We start from the raw sequence: 17,188 nt of genomic DNA, 5'->3' as shown, positions 1-17,188 counted from the left end.
GACGCGCGCTCCGGCACTGGTCGCGGCCTGGTGCATCCAGTGGGCCTCTTCCCCTCCGACGGAGACGACCCGGTCCAGGCCGAGGGCGGCGGCGATGTGGCCATCGGCCATGGATGCTCTCAACGGGTATGTCCACGCACGCGCTCGTCATCGGGGTCGGGAAGTACACGCATCTGGACGGCGGTGAGTCCCCGACCACCCATGTCGGGGCCGCGGGAATGCGGCAGCTGTCCTCGCCACCACTGTCGGCGCGCGAGTTCGTGACATGGCTGATCAACGGCTACAACGAACCGCTCAAGCCGCTGGCCAGTGTGGCGCTGCTGCTGAGTGAGGCCATACCCTCGCCCTTCGTCCATCCGACGACGCATGACGAGCATGTCGTCCAAGCCGCAACCATCGAGAACATCGAGGCGGCGGTCAGGGAGTGGAAGCGCAGGGGCGACGCTGACGAGGACCACCGGCTCATCTTCTACTTCTGCGGCCACGGCGTCTCCCAGGGCGTCGACGTGTCCCTCTTCGCCTCGGACATGTTCGCCGACGAGGAGAACCCCTTCAACGGCGCGCTGGACTTCGGCGGGCTCTGGAGGGGACTGAACCGGTGTCTCGCCAGCCAGCAGATCTTCTTCGTGGATGCCTGCCGGGCCAGCTCCGACCGGCTCATCAGCCAGTTCGGCACGGACTCCCGGGGGAAGGTCCCCATCGCCGGCGGGGAGGACCGCCCCGAGGGATCCGTGAGGAAGCGCCAGCACGCCGTCTACTACTCCACGCTGGACGGCGAGAAGTCCCACGCACGGCCCGACTCCGTCAGCCTGTTCACGGAACCACTTATCCGGAGCCTCAAGGGCCCCGGCAGCCAGAACATTCACAACAACGTCTGGCGCGTCAGCGTGGACTCCCTGTCGATGGCGATGCGGCTCTTCATGGCAGAGCGTCAGTTCGCGGGCAGGGTCCCCGGAGTTCAGGTACCGGTCAACCCGGAGGCGTTCAACTTCGACTTCCATGTGCTGACGCACGACCCGGTCGTCCCGGTCTTCATCGGCTGCGACCCGGCCGACGACAACGATCTCGCCGAGTTCGTCCTCCGGCGGTCCGGCCAGCAGGACCGCCGGCGGGGCCCCGTGTCCGAACCCGAGACCCGCAACGCCGAGTGGGCCCAGGATCTGCCGCTCGGAACCTATGAGATCAAGGCCACGGTCGGCCTCGGCGACGTACGCACGGCCTCCCTTGTCAGCCACCCACCGATCCGCCACATCGGATTGGCCAAGCCATGAGCGCGACTCTCGCCGTCAGTCTTCTGCTGTCGGACTACGAGAACGACATCGCCGACGGCGCGATGATCGTCGGCGACATCTATCCGGCCGACTCCAAGGGCGTGACGAGGAACAACATCCTGATCCCCTGCGGAGACACTCCCGCCCCCAAGGAGTACGACGTGCCGCCGGGGCGGTACGTCGTGTCCGCGCGCCTTCCGTCCGGCATCGTGCTCTCGGCGGACGCGGAGGCACGCGAGGGCCCTTCGACCCCGGTCACGCTCAACATGGTGGACTCGCCGTACGAGTCGCACTCCACCAACGGTTCTCGCCACGGCCACCCCGACGACATCGCCATCGCCCGGATCCTCAAACACGGCGGGGAAACGAAGGATCTTGTCTTCAACTACCGTGCGCGTGCCTCGAACTGGGATGTCAGGAGCCTTGAGGAACAGTTCGGATACCACGTGCGGGCTCCCGCGCCGGAGGACGAGGACGGCTTCATCACCGTGGAGTTCTGAGTGCGGGACTCGAGCCCCGCCAGGTTCCCACCGCCACCGCAATCCGGTTGCGGGACGGAACCGGAAGGCAGCGGGAAGAGACGGGCTGCCCCACGCAGCCGAGGTCACGTGTGCCGGGCGTTCGTGCCCGTCACGACCAGGTTGCCGTCCGGGGTGCGCCGGGCGAGGTCGCCGGTGCGGAGATAGCCGTCGGGGGTGAAGGCGCGTGCGTTGTGGTCCGGCGCCCGGTAGTAGCCGCGCGGGGTGGCGGGACCGCGAGCGAGGAGTTCGCCGGTCTCCCCGTCGGGCACGTCCTTGCCGTCGGCGTCGACGATGCGGATCTGGTCGTCGGACGACAGCGGGAGGCCCTGCGTGGTGAGCACGGTCTCGACCGGATCGTCGGGCCGGGTGAGTGTGAGCACCCCCTCGGGCCTGCCGAACACCTGCTGCAGGCGACATCCCCATTCGGCACCGACGCGTACGGCGGTCTCCCGGGGCAACGGCGGCGCGCCGCCGGTCTGCACGAGGCGCAGACTGCTCACGTCGGCCCGGACCTTCGGCGTCGCGTCGAGCCAGCGCCGCACGACGGCGGGTGCCAACGAGGTGACGGTGACCCGCTCCCGCTCGATGACCGGCAAGCACGCGGCGGGACCCGGGTCCTCGACCAGGACGACGGTGCCGCCGGCGGAGAGCGTGCCGACGACGCCGGGCAACCCGTAGGTGAAGTGGAACTCGGCGGGCTGCGCGGCGAGATACACGTCGTCCTCGGTGAGTGCCACCAACTCGGCCGTGGCCCGCACCTGGTAGGCGTAGTCGTCGTGGGTACGCGGAACGAGCAGCGGCGCCCCGCCGGTGCCTCCGGACAGCAGGAAGAACGCGACCTGGTCGGCGTTCTGCCGCAGCGCCGGCGCGGGCGGGGCGTCGATCGAGCTCAGCGGGAAGTAGTGGCAGCCGGACGTGTCGGTCGTGAAACCGCCGTACGGGGAAGAGGTGCCCGGCGCCTCACGGGTGAAGACCCGCCGCAGGAAGGGGCTTCGGGCCGCGATGTCCGCGGCCATCGCCGTATGGTCGAAGCCCTCGTACGTCGAAGGACCGATGTAGCCGACGGCCTCGGCGACCCGTACGAGGTCGGACACCTCGGACGCGCGGTACGAGACCGGGCAGAACACGGGGACTACGCCCGCGCGCATCAGGGCGAACGCGGTGACGACGAACTCGGGCACGTTCGGCAGCTGGACGACGACCCGCTGCCCCGGCGGCAGGTTGAGCAGCCGGAATCCGGCGGCCATGCGGTCCACACGCCGGTTCAGCGCCGCGTACGTGAGGCGGGTGTCGCCGTGCACGAGGGCGGTCCGTGGCCCGTACTGCAGGGCCCAGCCCCGCAGCAGGTTGTCCAGCGTGTTGCCGCGCCAGTGCCCGACCGCCCAGTAGCGGTCGACGAACTCCTCGGGCCAGGGGGTGCAGCCGTTGAGCATGGATGCCATCCGCTTCCTTCTCGTCCCCCTGAGCAGGGGGCGTCACCGGGTGAACCGTGGCAATCCAATCCGTGAACATCCCCGTACTCAATGCGCGTTCCGAACCATCGGCGCGGAACTCCATGGGTGGAAGATCCAATCCGCGCCGATGACCAGGAGAAACGCTCAGTACGCGTGTCCCACATACGCGAGGGCCTGCTTCAGCAACATCCCCTGGCCACCGGGCATCTCGTTCTGGACGGCCGGTGAGGCTGCTTCCCGCGGGCTGAACCAGACCAGGTCCAGGGCGTCCTGGCGCGGGCGGCAGTCCCCGGTCACGGGCACGACGTACGCGAGGGACACCGCGTGCTGGCGCGGGTCGTGGAACGGGGTGACGCCCGCCGTGGGGAAGTACTCGGCGACCGTGAAGGGCTGCGGGGAGGCGGGCACGCGAGGCAGGGCCACCGGACCGAGGTCCTTCTCCAGGTGGCGCAGCAGCGCGTCACGGACCCGCTCGTGGTGCATGACACGGCCGGACACCAGGGCGCGGCTGATCGTTCCTTCCGCCCCGATCCGCAGGAGAAGTCCGATACTCGTGACTTCGCCGCTGTCGTCCACGCGTACGGGCACGGCCTCGACGTACAGGATGGGCATCCGGGCCCTGGCCGATTCCAGCTCGTCGTGGGCCAGCCAGCCGGGGGTGGTCTCCGTCATGTCAGACATCGCTTGATCATACTTTCCCTGTCGGCGCTCGGCCCAGGAACTGTGTCTGCCGGGCGGGTGGGGTTCGGAGCGGTCTAGGGCTGGGCCGGGGCGAGGATGGTGCAGATGTCGTCCGCGCCGCAGGCCGCGGGGTCGGTCCGGGCGGCGCGGTCCGCGAGCGTGCGCAGCGCGTCGCGGGTGGCGGCCAGTTCGGCCATACGCCGGTCGATGTCGTCCAGGTGCTGGTGGATGAGGCCGGTGACGTGGGTGCAGGGGGCATGGCCGTCGTCGCGCAGGGCGAGGACCGAGCGGATCTCGGCGAGCGTGAGGCCGGCGCGCTGGGCGTCGCGGACGAACCCGAGCCGGGGCACCGCGTGCTCGGGGTAGTCGCGGTAGCCGCTGGGAGTGCGTGGCGGCGCGGGCAGCAGCCCGCTGTCCTCGTAGAAGCGGAGGGTCTTGGTCGTCAGCCCGGTGCGGGCGGCGAGATCGCCGATGCGCATACCTCCAGACTAGCCCTTGACCTTCCAGTGCGCTGGAAGGTCTAGCCTCGGGAGTGCTGTGGACGAGAAACGGAGGACGAGGAACGGAACGGGAGGACCGGGGCGATGCGGATCAGGGTGTTGACGGTGGCGGAGTGCCCGAACGCGCGGCCCGCGCTCGACCGGGTCATCGCCGCGCTGGACGGACGCGAAGCCGAGGTGGAGCTGGTCGAGGTGGCCGACGAGGCGGAGGCCGAGGTGCTGGGCGTGTGCGGTTCGCCTACGGTCCTGATCGGCCCCCGTACCGCGCCTCCGAAGGAGACCAGCCGATGACCCTCCGCCTCGAATTCGCCGTCGCAGGCATGCACTGCAGCAGCTGCGGTCTCCTCATCGACGACGAGATCGAAGAACTGCCCGGCGTCACCGCCAGCACCACCGACGTGCGGACCGAACGCACCGTCGTCGAACTCGACCACCCGGTCCCGGCCGAGCGGATCATCGAAGCGATCGCCACGGCCGGCTACACCGCCGTCCCGGCTGCCTGACCGGACTCGGCCAGGCTCACCGGGAACCGGGCGGCCTTCGCACGCGGGGCCGCCCGGATCAGCAGGCCGGGGCGGGCACCCTCGGGAAGCGCCTGCGCGCAGATGTGGTGCTTCCCGGTGTCGACGGTGGCGCGGAGTCGGGGTTCGCCTCCTCGCGCAGCAAGGACACCAAGGAGGTCCGGGCGCGTGCGACGCGCGAACGGACCGTGCCGACCGGGCACCCGATGGCCTCGGCGGCCTCGGCGTAGGGCAGGCCCAGGAGTTGGGTCAGGACGAACGCGTCGCGACGCTCGTCGGGGATCGAGGCCATGAGGTCGGCGAGGGCGACACCGTCCTCGAATCCGGGCAGGCCCAGAGGCTGGGCGTGCTCCGCCTCCGCCTGCCAGTCGTCGCGGTCGGACAGGCGGGGGCGGGCGGCCGCGTACCGCAGGCTGTCGACCACGGTCCGGCGCGCTATCGACAACAGCCAGGTGCGGGCCGAGGACCGCCCCTGGAAGCGGGGCAGCGCGGCGATGGCGCGGAGGAAGACCTCCTGGGTGAGGTCGTCGGCGGCCTGGCGGTCGGCACTCAGGTGTGCCACATACCGCCAGACATCGCGGTGCAGGGCCCGCACGAACAGATCGGCCTTTACCGGATCGCCGTCCCGGGCGGCCAGCGCGAGCAGCGTCGTCGCCGCGTCGGTGGCCGCGTCCGGTACGTACGAGGACCGGGAGGGCTTCGCCGGTCGCTGAGGGAGGGTGTCGTGGGCAGGAGTCATCGCCACAAGTCCTTACGAGGCAAGGGGAATCCGACGGCGCGGCGCCGGAGCGCGGCGACGCCGGTCAGGGGTCACGGCCCGCCGCCAGGGCAGGGCCTGTGCCCGAGCGGTGCGGCACGCGGGCGCGAGCGGCACGGCTCGGGGAGCCGGCTGTCAGGAGACAGCGAAGGCCGGTGGGGGACCCCGGGAGATGACGGAGTGCGCGAGCAGGAGCTGCCTGGGAGCGTGCTCGTCACCGGCGCGGACGGCGCGGAGCCGAGGCGGCCGTGGCGTCACGGGGACCACGGCGGCGAGGAGCAGGCGCAGCGGCCGGAAGAGCCACAGCGGCAGCGCTCGTACGAGACGGAAGACGGCCCGCTCGCCGTAGGCCATCCACAGACCACTCAGGAGAGCGGCCAACAGGTGCGCGGACAACATACCGAGGGACGTGCCCATGTCCGTCATGTCGTGGGCGACGGGCCCGATACCGGGGGACATGTGTCCCATGGCCTTGTGGGACATGCCCATGTGTGCAGCACGCCCTGGACGGCCACGGTCGCCGCCGTCACCGCGAGCAGGCCGCGCTCGCGGCCCGCGAGGATCCAGGCGATGGCGAGGGTGCCCGTGAACGCGAGGCCCACGGCCGGCGGAGTGAGGTCCTGACCCGACATCAGAACGTGGCGTGCCCATGTGTTCCACGCCCGTATGCCCCATGCCGGACGGCAGGCCCGCCGACACCATGACCTGACTCTGCGCCCAGGAGAACACCGCGTGCCGACAGGACAGCGGGCGGTCGTACGGGCCGCACCCGCCCTCATGCCTCCGGAGAGGGGTGCAAGGATGGGCGCGCCATGACACCGGGCCGATGTTCGCGAGGAGTGCGGGCCGCGACGCCGGCGCGGGCGGCTCCATGAACCCGGTCCTCGCCGCCCTCCTGCACAACACCAGCAGCATCGCCGTCGTCGGCAACTCCGCCCGCCTCGTCAACCACACCCCGCACCTGCCCCGCGTGGGCGACGACGTCCTGAGGGCGGCCCCGCTGGAGGACCACCGGGTGCGCCGACACGCGAGGTACTGCTCGCGGCCCGGGCCGGCAGCTCGGGCCGCCGCCGTTCACGTGGCCGTGGCCGGCGTTGATCTGTCGCTGGGCGCAGTGGAAGAAGTACAGGCCGAAGTCGACGAGGGAGGCCGGCACCGGAGCGCCGCCGAAGTCGAGGTGCCGCTCTTCGAGGTGCCAGCCGCGGGGTCGGACCACGATCGTGGCGGGGTTCTCGCCGAGGCGGTACTCCTTGCCCTCAGGGCTGGTGAAGTCGATCCGCCGCTCGATCGCGTCGAGCAGGACGAGCTGGCCGCCGATCACGTCGTCCCAGGTGGGTGCCGTGGCGTCCTCGAAGTCCGCCATCCACACGCGGGCACCGGAGTTGAGCGCGTTGACGGCCATGCGCCGGTCGGGCGGGCCGGTGATCTCGACGCGCCGGTCCGTCAGACCCGGCGCGGGCGCGGCCACCCGCCAGGAGCGGTCGTCACGGACGGCGGCGGTCGCGACGGGGAGGTCGAGCGGGGCGCCGGTGGCGAGCCGGATGGCCCGGCGACGGCGCTCCTTGGCGGCACCTGCCCCCCCGTGGAACGTCTACGAGGCTTTCGCCGCCCCGGGACGCATCCATGTCCAGATGTCCGGGAAGAGCTCCCTGACCCTCAGGACTTCGTCCCGCGTGAGGCTGGTGACGGGGCCCTCGCACTCGTCGGCGTCCCACCTGATGAGGTCCCAGCCGAGGTTGTCGGTGTCGTTGTGAATCATGCTTCTCACAGTAGGAGAAGGCTCCGGTGGCCCGTACCACCTCATCCCGAGCCGAAGCCTCGCCCTGCGGGCGCGCCGGCCGCTGGTGGCCCCGCAGGGCTGCCTGGCGGGCATGGAGCACTCCTCCCCGGCCGCCCCGCCGGACGCGACGTCCGCCGCCCCTCGTGGAGGACGTGGACTCTGGAGCCGGGCCACCGGCCCCAGAGGTCGCAGGCGACCAGAACCCTTGCGCGCCCCCGCCGTTGGACCACCAGAGCAGGGTTCGACGAATCGAGGAGTGCCGTAATGCCGGATCAGTCCGCCCTGGTGGGTCGCGGTCACCGGGCCCTACGGGTGCGCGTGGCGGAACGATGTCGCGAGATCACCGAGGCCCGCTGGTTCGCCACCGCCGTCTTCCTCCTCATCCTCGGCAACGCCGCGGTCCTCGGGGTGGAGACGTACGCCGGCGTCAGCGCCCGCTGGCACACCGAGCTCCAGGTGATCGAGCACCTGATCCTCGCGGCGTTCACGACCGAGATGGTGCTGCGCGCCGGGACGCACGCCACCCGCCCCTGGGACTTCTTCAGGGACCCCTGGAACCTCTTCGACCTCGTCGTCGTCCTCGCCGCCTTCGTCCCCGCCGCCCGCGAGAACTCCACCATCCTGCGGCTGCTCCGCCTCGCGCGCGTGCTCCGCGCCGCCCGCTTCCTGCCCCAGCTGCGCATCGTCCTCGTCGCCGTCGGCCGCAGCCTGCCCGGCACGGTCAGCTTCCTGCTGGTCGGGGCGCTGCTGCTGTACGTGTACGCCATGGTCGGCTGGGTCTTCTTCGCCGCGCACGACCCGGAGCACTTCGGATCCATCGGCCGGGCCGTCCTCACCCTCTTCCTCCTGATGACCCTCGACGGGCTCGGCGACGCGGTCCACGCGGGCCTGGCGATCTCCCGGTGGAGCTTCCTCTACTACGTCTCGTACGTCCTCATCGCCTCCTTCGTCCTCGTCAACGTGCTGATCGGGGTCGTGATCAACTCTCTGGAGGAGGCCCGCGAGATCGAGAAGGCGGAGATGGAGAAGGCGACGGAGGCGGAGAAGAGGGCGGGGAAGGGGGCGGAAGCCGCGAACGACCGGTGCGGCGGGGACGAGGAGGGGCTGCGGGAGCGGATCGCCGTCGCCCGGCGCGCCCTGGACGACGTCGAATCCGCCCTCTCCGCGCTCCCGCCGCCGCGCGCTCACGCGCGCGTGGACGGATCATGGGAGTAGGAAGGGACGCGCGGCGGCCCTGCGCGTCCCGATGGTGCGAGGAGGCAGACCATGACACGGACGCTGGAGTGGACGGTCGGCCTGGATCTGGTCGAAGAGGACGGCAGGACCAAGGCCGAGGCGCATCTCAACACCGGCACGTCGACCCTCACCGGCCACGGCACCGCACGGTGCAACCCGTCGGACGTGGACGTTCCGGCGATCGGTGACGAGCTCGCCGCGAGTCGGGCCATGAAGGACCTGGCCGGGCAGCTGATGCGCGAGGCCAACCGGGAGATGGAAGCGGTGGGCGCGGGGACCGTACCCCAGCACACCGGTCCCGGGTACGGCTGGCCGGAGGCGGTCTCCTGACGGGACCGCCTCGGCCACCGGGCCCGCCGGCAACCCGCCGACGGGCCCGGCGGCGCGTCACACGCCGGGTGTCCGCTCGTCGACGCCCAGCGAGGGCCCGCCGTCGCTCTCGTCCTGGCTCGGGGACGGCTCGTCGTCGCCCCTGTGCCGGTCCCCGTGCCCGTCCTGGGCGCCGTCCTCGTCGTCGTACGCCAGCCGGTCCACGACCTCCACGACGCCGTCCACGCTCTCGCAGAGCCGTACGAAGACCGGCGCGAGGCTCTTGCGTTCCAGCCTGCCGCTGAGCGTGACCCGGCCCTCGTCCACGTCGACATGGAGCGCGGCGGGGGAGAGCCGGAGGATGCGGATGACCACGTCCTCCAGGATCTCCTCCTGGATCGCGCGGTCGCGGCGCAGGAACAGCTGGAGCAGATCGCTCCGACTGAGCACCCCGATGAGCCGGCCGTCCGCGTCCACCACCGGAAGCCGCTTCACCCGGTGCCGCTCCATCAGCCGCGCCGCCTCCACCGCCGTCCAGGACGGGCGGGCCACCACCACGGGGCTGGACATCATCGCCCCGGCCGTACTCGGGCCGTCCTTCGCGGTGTGGCGGCGCAGCAGATCCGCCTCGGACACCACCCCGATCGGCCGGTCCGCCTCGTCGACCACCGGCACGGCGGTGATGCCGTACTCGTCGAGCAGCCGTGCGATCTCCTTGAACGGCGTCCCCGGCTGCACGGCAACCGCGGTCGGCGTCATCAGGTCGGCGACACTGCGGTTGCGCATCGTCCCGTTCCGTCCCTTCTCCCGCTCCTTCGTCCATGATCCCTCACATGGACGAAGGCCCGGAACGGACGGTTATCAGTTGAACGGGTCGAGCGTGACGTACGCCTCCCGCGGATCGCCGTCGTGCACGAGGGACTCGTGGGCACCGACGTCGTCGAAGGCGAAGCCGTACGCCTTGCCGTCCACCATCTGCGCGTGGATCTTGCGCGCGTATTGGTTGGTCACCACGTCCTGGTAGAAGCCCGCCGAGGAGGTGTCCGGCTGGTTGGGGTTGGTGAGGAGGGTGGACCGGTTGTAACCGGCGCAGAGCGTACGGGAGATGGGGCCCCGGACCTGGTCGTTGGGCGCGTCGAGCCGCTTGTAGCAGCCGAAGACGCTGTCGGAGTCGGGCTTCTCGAAGGAGGTGACGACGGCGCCCGCGGTGTTGGTGAAGTTCATGACGTTGCCGGAGACGCGGCCGAAGTACTTCACGTTCGGCTGGTTCGAGAACGGCGTCACCGTGAGCGTCTGGGAGGCGTACTTCGTCCAGACGCGGTTGATGTAGTCGTTCATCACGCTCGCCGGCAGCGCGCCCGCCTCGATGCCGTGGCCCGGTGCCAGGGCGCGCAGGACGGTGCCGTCGGAGCGGGTCTGGATGAGGTTCGCCCAGCCGCCGGGCTGGCCGCGGAGCGCGTTCAGGAAGCCGTTGTAGCCGCCGGGCTTGAGCCGGCCCGTGGTGGCGACGCTGCCGTTCGGGCGCTTGACACCGACCGCGTACGGGGCCGAGACCATGTCGACCTGGGTGCTGTTGATCCAGAGGCCCGAGTCGTTGAGCGTGTACTCGGACCAGTTGAAGAGGATGTTCCGGTTGGGGTCGCTCGGGTTCTGGACGGCGGGCTGCACCAGGCCGCCCGTCGCCAGCTTGAACACGAGCTTCTGGCCGTAACTGAAGTAGATCCGGCCGGAGAACTTCGGCAGACGGATCGTCATGGACTGCCCCTGCGCGGGGCCGGGGATGGCGGCGTCGGGGGCCGGGATCGGCACGGATCCGCCGGCCGGCCAGGGGTGGAAGGTGCCGTTCGCGTCCGCCCAGCCCTGACGGCCGGTGGAGAGCTCGGTGCCGAGGTTGTAGACGTAGACCTGCTCGCCACGGCCGGAGTTGTTGGTGAAGGTGAGCGGAATCGTCGCCGGTACGGCGGCTGCTTCCGCGCCGGCCGCGTGGACCGTGGGGGAGGGGCCGACGACGATGACGGCGGTGCCGATCAGGGCGGCGGCGGTGACGGGGGCGAGCGTCGCCAGAACGCGGCGACGGCGATGGGAGGGCATGGGGGAGGCTCCTCGGGGTGGGGGAGACGAGGGCTTGAGAGCGCTCTCAGAATGGTGAGCGTGTGATGACCCTGTCAATGCCTCGGACGTTCTGAGACGAGGAGCGTGGTGTTACGAGGCCGGCCAGGCGCCGCGCTCGTGCAACTGGAGGACGAGCGCGGCGATGTTCCACGCGTCGTCCTCGCCCCGGTGGTGCCGGCCCTCCAGAGGTAGTCCCGCGATCTCCAGTGCGCGGGCCATCCCCGGGCGCTTGACCAGGCCGTTCGCCTCGGTGAAGACGGCCTTGGCGTTGGTGTGCCGACCGCTGAAGGGGTACTCCGTACGCGTCGCCCGGCACTGGGACGTGAACTGCTTGCGGTCGTAGTCGCCCCAACTGGCCCACGGCCGAACCCCGGTGGCGTGCTCCACGGCGAGCAGCCGGCAGGCGGCCGCGAAGTCCAGTCCGGTGTCGACCTCGGCCTGCGTGAGGCCCGTCAGCTCGGTGCAGAACGGACTGACCGTGGAACGGGCCGGCTTGACCAGTACCCGGTGCCGCGCCGTCCGCACGCCCGCGGCCAGGTCGACGACGGTGAGACCGATCTCGATGATCTCGCTCACCGCCCCCGGCGGCCGCTCGCCGTCCCAACAGGTCGCCTCGACGTCGACGACGTTCACCAGCTGTGTCCGGTCCATGGTCACGAGGCTAGGGCGGGGTTACGGGGGTGGGCATCCGGATTTCCGCTCGCCGCGGGGGCGGCGGCCGTTGCGCGGGTGCCGATGACGCGGGATCACTCCAGGTCGAGGATCTCCCGGAGGGCCGTGACCGCGTGCGCCCGGTGCTCGTCGAGGCCGCGTACGACGGCCTCCTCGTCGCCGTTGCGGACCGCCGAGATGACCGCCCGGTGCTCGCGCACGGCCAGTTCCCGGTTGGGGACGTCGGTGTAGTACAGCGAGCGGTAGGCGTCGGTGGCGTCCCAGAGGGTGGTGATGAGGCGGACCAGGCGGGGCATCCCCGAGGCCTCGATCAGGGTCAAGTGGAAACGTCGGTTGGCGGCGGCCATCTCCGTCACGTCCCCGGCGTCGGCGGCCCGTTCCACCTCCCGCTGGATCTTCTCCAGGGACGCGAGCAGGCCGTCCGCGGCGCGGCGGACGCCGACGCGGACCGCCTCGGTCTCCAGCAACTGCCGGATCCGGTAGACCTCCTCCAGATCCGCGAGGGACAGTTCGGCGACGAAGTAGCCCCGGTGGATGTGGTGGACGACGAGGCCCTCGCCCTCCAGGATCTTCAGCGCCTCCCGCAGGGGTACGCGGCTGACGTCGAGCTTGGCGGCCAGCGCGTCCTGCCGGATCTGACCGCCGGGCCGCAACTCCCCCGCGGTGATCGCGCGCCGCAGCTCCTTGAGGACGAACTGCTGGGCGGTCGGCGGCCGCCCCTTCTGCACCGCGCTGCTCATCGCCTGTGACCCTTCCGTCGTTCCTGCGTGGTCGGCCCGCGCCCGCGCGGGTCATGATCCGTATAACTTCCTACGGCGTGCCCGGCGCCCGCCCCAGCTCGGTGAGCAGGGACGCGGTGTGCTCGCCGAGGCGCGGGGGCGCGGCGCGGTAGGAGGCGGGGGTGGCGCCGAGTGTTATCGGGTTGACGACCTGGGCCGGTCCGGCCGCGTCGGCGGGGACCCGAGGCGCGAGGCCCAGCCGTTCGGCCAGGTCGAAGGCTGCCGCGAGATCGTTGATGGGGCCGCAGGGCACTCCTGCGGCGGTGAGCTCCTCGAACCAGCTGTCGGCGGTCCGTTCGGCGAGCGGACCGGCCAGCGCCGCGACCAACTCGTCGCGGTGGGCGACGCGGGCCGTGTTGGTGGCGAAGCGGGCGTCGCCGGCGAGAGCGGGCAGCCCGAGCCGCGCGCAGAGCGTGCGGAACTGGCGGTCGTTGCCCACCGCGAGGACCAGCGGCCGGTCCTGCGCCTCGAACACCTCGTACGGGGCGATGCTCGGGTGCCGGTTGCCCATGGCACGCGGGACGACCTCGGCGCCGAGGTACGCGGCCGACTGGTTGGTGAGCGCCGACAACAGGGAGGTGAGCAGGGAGACTTCGACCCGCTGGCCCTCGCCCGTACGTTCCCGGTGCCGCAGCGCGGCCAGGACGCCGAGGCCCGCGTGGAGGCCGGTGATGACGTCCACGAGCGCGACCCCCGCCTTCGTCCCCTGCCCGCCGGGCTCGCCCGTCACGCTCATCAGCCCGCCCATCGCCTGGACCAGGAGGTCGAAACCGGGCAGATGGGCGCCCTCGGCGGCCCCGAAACCGGTCACGGAGCAGTAGACGAGCCCGGGGTTGGACGCGCGTACGTCCTCGTAACCGAGACCGAGCTTCTCCATCGTGCCGGGCCGGAAGTTCTCGACGAGGACGTCGGCCCGGTCGACGATCTCCCGGGCCGTGTCACGGTCCGCCGGGTCGGTGAGGTCGAGGGTGATGGAGCGCTTGTTCCGGTTCACTCCGAGGAAGTACGTGGCCTCGCCGTCGGCGAAGGGAGGACCCCACGCGCGGGTGTCGTCACCGGATCCGGGCCGCTCGATCTTGATCACATCGGCGCCGAGGTCGGCCAGAAGCATCGTCATGTAGGGGCCGGCGAGGACCCGGCCGAAGTCGGCGACGACGATCCCGGACAGGGCGCCCGGGGTGGGCGTCTCCGGGCGATCTGCGCGCATCCCGCACTCCTCCGTCGGCGATTGGATCCGATGTGAACGTAGGGATCGGAGATCAGATATTCAATACTGGATCCAAAATCCGATCTGCGGCTACGCTCGGCACGCCGCAATGCCGCACCAGCCTGGAGGCCGTCCGTGAAGTCGTCGCCGCAGTCGCCGCAGCCGTCGAACGCGTCGAAGTCGTCCCCCGTCCATCCCTTCGATCTGCTGGCGATCGACGGCCTGTTGACGGACGAGGAGCGGGAGATCCGCCGGACGGTTCGCGCCATGGCGGACAAGGAACTCCGGCCCCACGTGGCGGGCTGGTTCGAGCAGGGCGCCATCCCCGCCCGCGAACTCGCCCGGCAGCTCGGCGGCATCGGCGTCCTCGGCATGCACCTGGAGGGCTACGGCTGCGCGGGCACCAACGCCGTCGCGTACGGACTGGCCTGCCTCGAACTGGAGGCCGTCGACTCCGGTCTGCGCAGCATGGTCTCCGTACAGGGCTCCCTCGCCATGTACGCGATCTGGAAGTACGGCTCCGAGGAGCAGAAGCAGCAGTGGCTGCCCGGGATGGCGGCCGGCGAGTACATCGGCTGCTTCGGGCTCACCGAGCCGGACGCCGGATCGGATCCTGGATCCATGCGCACCCGCGCCCGCCGGGACGGCGACGACTGGGTGCTCAACGGCACCAAGATGTGGATCACCAACGGCTCGGTCTCCGACGTCGCCGTCGTCTGGGCCCGGACCGACGAGGGCGTCCGCGGCTTCCTGGTGCCCGCCGGCACCACCGGCTTCAGCGCCCCCGAGATCCCACAGAAGCTGTCCCTGCGGGCCAGCGTCACCAGCGAACTGGTTCTGGACGACGTCCGCCTGCCCGCCGATGCGATGCTGCCCGAGGCGCGCGGCCTGTCCGGCCCGCTCGGCTGCCTCAACGAGGCGCGCTTCGGGATCGTCTTCGGCGCCCTCGGCGCCGCCCGCGACTGCCTGGAGACCGCGATCGCGTACGCCGGTGACCGCATCGTCTTCGAGCGGTCCCTCGCCTCCTACCAGCTGACGCAGCAGAAGCTCGCGGACATGGCCCTGGAGCTCGGCAAGGGCATGCTGCTCGCCGTCCACCTGGGACGCCTCAAGGACGCGGGCGGGCTCGCGCCCGAACAGGTCAGCGTGGGCAAGCTGAACAACGTCCGCGAGGCCATCGCCATCGCCCGCGAGTGCCGCACCATCCTCGGCGCGAACGGCATCACCCTGGAGTACCCGGTGCTGCGTCACGCCAACAACCTGGAGTCGGTCCTCACCTACGAAGGCACCAGCGAGGTCCACTCCCTGGTCATCGGCAAGGCACTCACGGGCGAACAGGCCTTCCGCTGACCGTCCGCCCGGGCCCCGACCCGATCCGCGCTAGCCGGCCGTCACCTTGGCGAGGAACGCGTCCAGGTTCCCCGTCATCCGCGCGATCCGCTGTTCCACGTCCAGCGACTCCTCGTGGCGGCCGGCCCGCAGCTTCGGCTCACGCTTGCCACGGACGTACAGCGAGCAGGCCAGGTCGGCGCAGAGGTAGATGCCGACCGTGTTCCCCTCGCGGCCGCGGCTTCCGGCCAGCGGCGCCGCGAGCAGGGTCACGCCCGAAGAGGCGTGCCCCGTCAGGCAGACCTGGCAGAGGCTGGACTTGACCGCGCTGGTGCGGCTCGTGGCGGGCACCCGCAGGGTGATGCCGAGCGGGCCGTCCTCGCGGGGCACGACGAGGTGCGCGCGCAGCGGCGCGCCCGGGTCGACCCAGCCGAGGAAGTCGAGGTCCTGCCAGGGGAGCTCGGCGAAGTCCAGCGGAAGCTTGAGCCTGCTTGCCTCGCCCTTCGTGCAGTTCACGAACGACGAGCGGATCTGTTGGTCGGTAAGAGGTTCCACTCGGTGGACCGTACACACATCACCGGGCGACAGCATCCCGATTTCCCGGCCTGCCCGGTCCCGGCCCATGCCCGGGAGTGCTTCACAGGACCGGGTGGGCGGCCGAGCCGTACGCGAAGGCACCCGGCCCGGGCTGCGGGGGCGACTCGGGGGTGACGTCCGCGGTGTCGGAGGCCGTGCCGTTGGTGGCCGTACCGTCCGTGGCCGGCCCTTCCGTCGCCGGTTCCGACTGCGGGCTCGGGGTATCCGGTGAGTCGGGAGTCGCGGGCGACTCGGGTGTCCCGGGCGATTCGGGGGTCGGCGGGGACGACGCTGGCGAGTCCGAAGGGCATGCCGAGGGGGTGACGCCACCGGTGGGCGTGGGTGTCTCCGTGCCCGTCACCGTCACACACGGCACCGGCGAGGACGGAGAGGTCGGGGAATCCGAGTCCGAGACGGAGGGCGACGGGGGAGCCGTCGGCCGGGTCGTCGGCTTGTCCTGCTTGCCCGTGTCACCCGGCTCGCGGGCGAACCAGCCGTCGTCCTCGGGGTCGAACACGACGAAGACGTTCACCACGGTCACCGAAGGCGCCACGACGACCACCTGGGAGGGCTGGTAGCCGGCCCATCGGGTACCCGTGGTCTTCGGTTCCTTCTGGGCGACCGGCGGGGTCAGCGGATTGCCGCAGGCGCAGCGCACCCTGGGCACACCGCGGTCGTCGACGAGTACGGCCGTACCGGCCTGGAGGACCGCCTGGTAGGCGGTGGGGGAGCCGTCGCGGAAGCCGTGGTTGGTCACCCGGGTGTCGACCCGGAGCTGAAGCGGGGTCAGGGAACGCAGGTACCCCGGCACTTCGTTGGCGGAGATGCCCTGGACCGAGGCGAAGGCCGCGTTCTTGGCCGGCTCGGCCGCCAGATAGCGCACCTGCTGCTCGACGTCGCAGCTCGCCGCGTTCTTCGTACCGCCGTACAGGCCCGCCGCCGAACCGGAGACGCTGCGCGTGGCGGAGGCGTCCGCCGTCCGGGTCGGGCTGGGCAGCGGGGTGGGCGACTGCGAGGCGTCCGCGGCGCGGGCCGTGGACTTGGTGAAGGGGTCGGGGCCGGTCGCGGAGGCGTTCTGCAGGAAGACCTCGCCGCCGCCGGAACCGCTGTCGCCGCCGTTTCCGTCCGGACGGGTGAGAACGACGATCAGGGCCACGGCCGCGACCAGTACGGCGGTGGCCGACGCGACCTTGGGGACGGAACGCCACCAGGGGCCGCCGCCACCGCCTTCGCCCGTACCGCCACTCGTGTCGCCGCCCCCGCCGGGACCCCCGCCGCCGGAACCGCCTGAGCCGCCTGAGCCGCCCCCCGTGCCGTCGTGCGGCGGCCCGGGGGGTGGTGGGGGACCGGCTTGCCCGGGGCTGGTGCTCGGGCCCGAGAGGGGGCCCGAAGGCGGACCTGAGGGAGGGACAGAGGGGCGGCCGGACGGTGGGTGGGAAGTCACGTTTTTCCCTTTCTTCCGTTCCGTGCCCATTGTGTGCGC

Annotated in this window: 20 protein-coding genes and 1 pseudogene; 7 read left to right on the top strand and 14 right to left on the bottom strand. The window is 71.3% G+C overall.

The features are described 5' to 3' along the window. Positions 1-128: 128 nt before the first annotated feature. On the top strand, positions 129-1,271 hold the full coding sequence (locus tag Q5762_RS23620) for a caspase family protein (RefSeq protein WP_315894217.1): 1,143 nt from the start codon (positions 129-131) through the stop codon (positions 1,269-1,271). Next, positions 1,268-1,771 carry a hypothetical protein gene (locus Q5762_RS23615; protein ID WP_315894216.1) on the top strand — a complete coding sequence of 168 codons (504 nt, stop codon included), beginning with the start codon at positions 1,268-1,270 and terminating at the stop codon, positions 1,769-1,771. The genes Q5762_RS23620 and Q5762_RS23615 overlap by 4 nt, the downstream gene beginning before the upstream one ends. 104 nt (positions 1,772-1,875) lie before the next feature. Here Q5762_RS23615 and Q5762_RS23610 read toward each other — a convergent pair whose 3' ends face one another. The 3 genes from Q5762_RS23610 to Q5762_RS23600 all read right to left on the bottom strand — a co-directional run bounded on the left by Q5762_RS23610 (position 1,876) and on the right by Q5762_RS23600 (position 4,406). Next, positions 1,876-3,234 (bottom strand): AMP-binding protein, encoded by a 1,359-nt coding sequence (locus tag Q5762_RS23610; protein ID WP_315894215.1) that lies wholly within the window; start codon positions 3,232-3,234, stop codon positions 1,876-1,878. 156 nt (positions 3,235-3,390) lie between these two features. Then, entirely contained in the window at positions 3,391-3,918 is a 528-nt protein-coding gene (locus tag Q5762_RS23605; protein ID WP_315894286.1) for an NUDIX hydrolase family protein, read from the bottom strand. An 83-nt stretch (positions 3,919-4,001) separates the two neighbouring features. After that, complete coding sequence (locus Q5762_RS23600; RefSeq protein ID WP_315894214.1) at positions 4,002-4,406, bottom strand: heavy metal-responsive transcriptional regulator; 405 nt, start codon at positions 4,404-4,406, stop codon at positions 4,002-4,004. A 105-nt stretch (positions 4,407-4,511) separates the two neighbouring features. On the opposite strand from Q5762_RS23600, the gene Q5762_RS23595 reads away from it, so the two are divergent. Then, on the top strand, positions 4,512-4,718 hold the full coding sequence (locus tag Q5762_RS23595; RefSeq protein WP_315894213.1) for a hypothetical protein: 207 nt from the start codon (positions 4,512-4,514) through the stop codon (positions 4,716-4,718). After that, positions 4,715-4,930: a heavy metal-associated domain-containing protein gene (locus Q5762_RS23590; protein WP_315894212.1), complete on the top strand. Its 216-nt coding sequence runs from the start codon at positions 4,715-4,717 to the stop codon at positions 4,928-4,930. The genes Q5762_RS23595 and Q5762_RS23590 overlap by 4 nt, the downstream gene beginning before the upstream one ends. Positions 4,931-4,988: 58 nt before the next feature. Here the strand turns inward: Q5762_RS23590 and Q5762_RS23585 are convergent, their stop codons facing one another. The 4 genes and pseudogenes from Q5762_RS23585 to Q5762_RS23570 form a co-directional block, all read right to left on the bottom strand. Beyond that, a complete protein-coding gene (locus Q5762_RS23585; protein ID WP_399495249.1) occupies positions 4,989-5,687 on the bottom strand; it encodes a sigma-70 family RNA polymerase sigma factor in 699 nt (232 codons plus the stop codon). Positions 5,688-5,840: 153 nt separating this feature from the next. Next, positions 5,841-6,164 (bottom strand): hypothetical protein, encoded by a 324-nt coding sequence (locus Q5762_RS23580; protein ID WP_315894210.1) that lies wholly within the window; start codon positions 6,162-6,164, stop codon positions 5,841-5,843. Between the two features lie 622 nt (positions 6,165-6,786). Continuing rightward, positions 6,787-7,269: pseudogene (locus tag Q5762_RS23575) on the bottom strand (malate synthase A); the annotation flags it as partial. A gap of 27 nt (positions 7,270-7,296) precedes the next feature. After that, positions 7,297-7,464 (bottom strand): hypothetical protein, encoded by a 168-nt coding sequence (locus Q5762_RS23570; RefSeq protein ID WP_315894209.1) that lies wholly within the window; start codon positions 7,462-7,464, stop codon positions 7,297-7,299. Positions 7,465-7,749: 285 nt separating this feature from the next. Here Q5762_RS23570 and Q5762_RS23565 point away from each other — a divergent pair, with 285 nt between their 5' ends. Continuing rightward, positions 7,750-8,700, top strand: a complete 951-nt coding sequence (locus Q5762_RS23565) for an ion transporter (protein ID WP_315894208.1) — start codon at positions 7,750-7,752, stop codon at positions 8,698-8,700. Between the two features lie 51 nt (positions 8,701-8,751). Beyond that, positions 8,752-9,051, top strand: coding sequence for a DUF1876 domain-containing protein (locus Q5762_RS23560; protein WP_315894207.1), 300 nt, complete (start codon positions 8,752-8,754; stop codon positions 9,049-9,051). 57 nt (positions 9,052-9,108) lie between these two features. Here the strand turns inward: Q5762_RS23560 and Q5762_RS23555 are convergent, their stop codons facing one another. The 5 genes from Q5762_RS23555 to Q5762_RS23535 all read right to left on the bottom strand — a co-directional run bounded on the left by Q5762_RS23555 (position 9,109) and on the right by Q5762_RS23535 (position 13,800). Continuing rightward, a complete protein-coding gene (locus Q5762_RS23555; protein ID WP_315894206.1) occupies positions 9,109-9,816 on the bottom strand; it encodes a CBS domain-containing protein in 708 nt (235 codons plus the stop codon). A gap of 75 nt (positions 9,817-9,891) precedes the next feature. After that, positions 9,892-11,121 carry a glycoside hydrolase family 64 protein gene (locus tag Q5762_RS23550; protein WP_315894205.1) on the bottom strand — a complete coding sequence of 410 codons (1,230 nt, stop codon included), beginning with the start codon at positions 11,119-11,121 and terminating at the stop codon, positions 9,892-9,894. Between the two features lie 111 nt (positions 11,122-11,232). Continuing rightward, a complete protein-coding gene (locus Q5762_RS23545) occupies positions 11,233-11,793 on the bottom strand; it encodes a 3'-5' exonuclease (RefSeq protein ID WP_315894204.1) in 561 nt (186 codons plus the stop codon). Between the two features lie 95 nt (positions 11,794-11,888). Next, the gene (locus Q5762_RS23540) at positions 11,889-12,554 is read right to left on the bottom strand and encodes a GntR family transcriptional regulator (protein WP_315894203.1); all 666 of its coding nucleotides are present in this window, start codon (positions 12,552-12,554) and stop codon (positions 11,889-11,891) included. Positions 12,555-12,624: 70 nt separating this feature from the next. Beyond that, positions 12,625-13,800: a CoA transferase gene (locus Q5762_RS23535; RefSeq protein WP_315894202.1), complete on the bottom strand. Its 1,176-nt coding sequence runs from the start codon at positions 13,798-13,800 to the stop codon at positions 12,625-12,627. A 135-nt stretch (positions 13,801-13,935) separates the two neighbouring features. Here Q5762_RS23535 and Q5762_RS23530 point away from each other — a divergent pair, with 135 nt between their 5' ends. Then, positions 13,936-15,150 (top strand): acyl-CoA dehydrogenase family protein, encoded by a 1,215-nt coding sequence (locus tag Q5762_RS23530; protein WP_315894201.1) that lies wholly within the window; start codon positions 13,936-13,938, stop codon positions 15,148-15,150. A gap of 30 nt (positions 15,151-15,180) precedes the next feature. Here Q5762_RS23530 and Q5762_RS23525 read toward each other — a convergent pair whose 3' ends face one another. After that, positions 15,181-15,720: an FBP domain-containing protein gene (locus Q5762_RS23525; protein ID WP_399495248.1), complete on the bottom strand. Its 540-nt coding sequence runs from the start codon at positions 15,718-15,720 to the stop codon at positions 15,181-15,183. Between the two features lie 46 nt (positions 15,721-15,766). Continuing rightward, positions 15,767-17,149, bottom strand: coding sequence for a DUF6777 domain-containing protein (locus Q5762_RS23520; protein ID WP_399495247.1), 1,383 nt, complete (start codon positions 17,147-17,149; stop codon positions 15,767-15,769). Between the last annotated feature and the right edge of the window lie 39 nt (positions 17,150-17,188).

It is taken from the genome of Streptomyces sp. P9(2023) (assembly GCF_032436795.1).
In the GTDB taxonomy this organism is placed as follows: Bacteria; Actinomycetota; Actinomycetes; order Streptomycetales; family Streptomycetaceae; genus Streptomyces.
The sequence above is the reverse complement of the archived record's forward strand: the minus strand, read 5'-3'. Positions and strand labels throughout refer to the sequence as shown.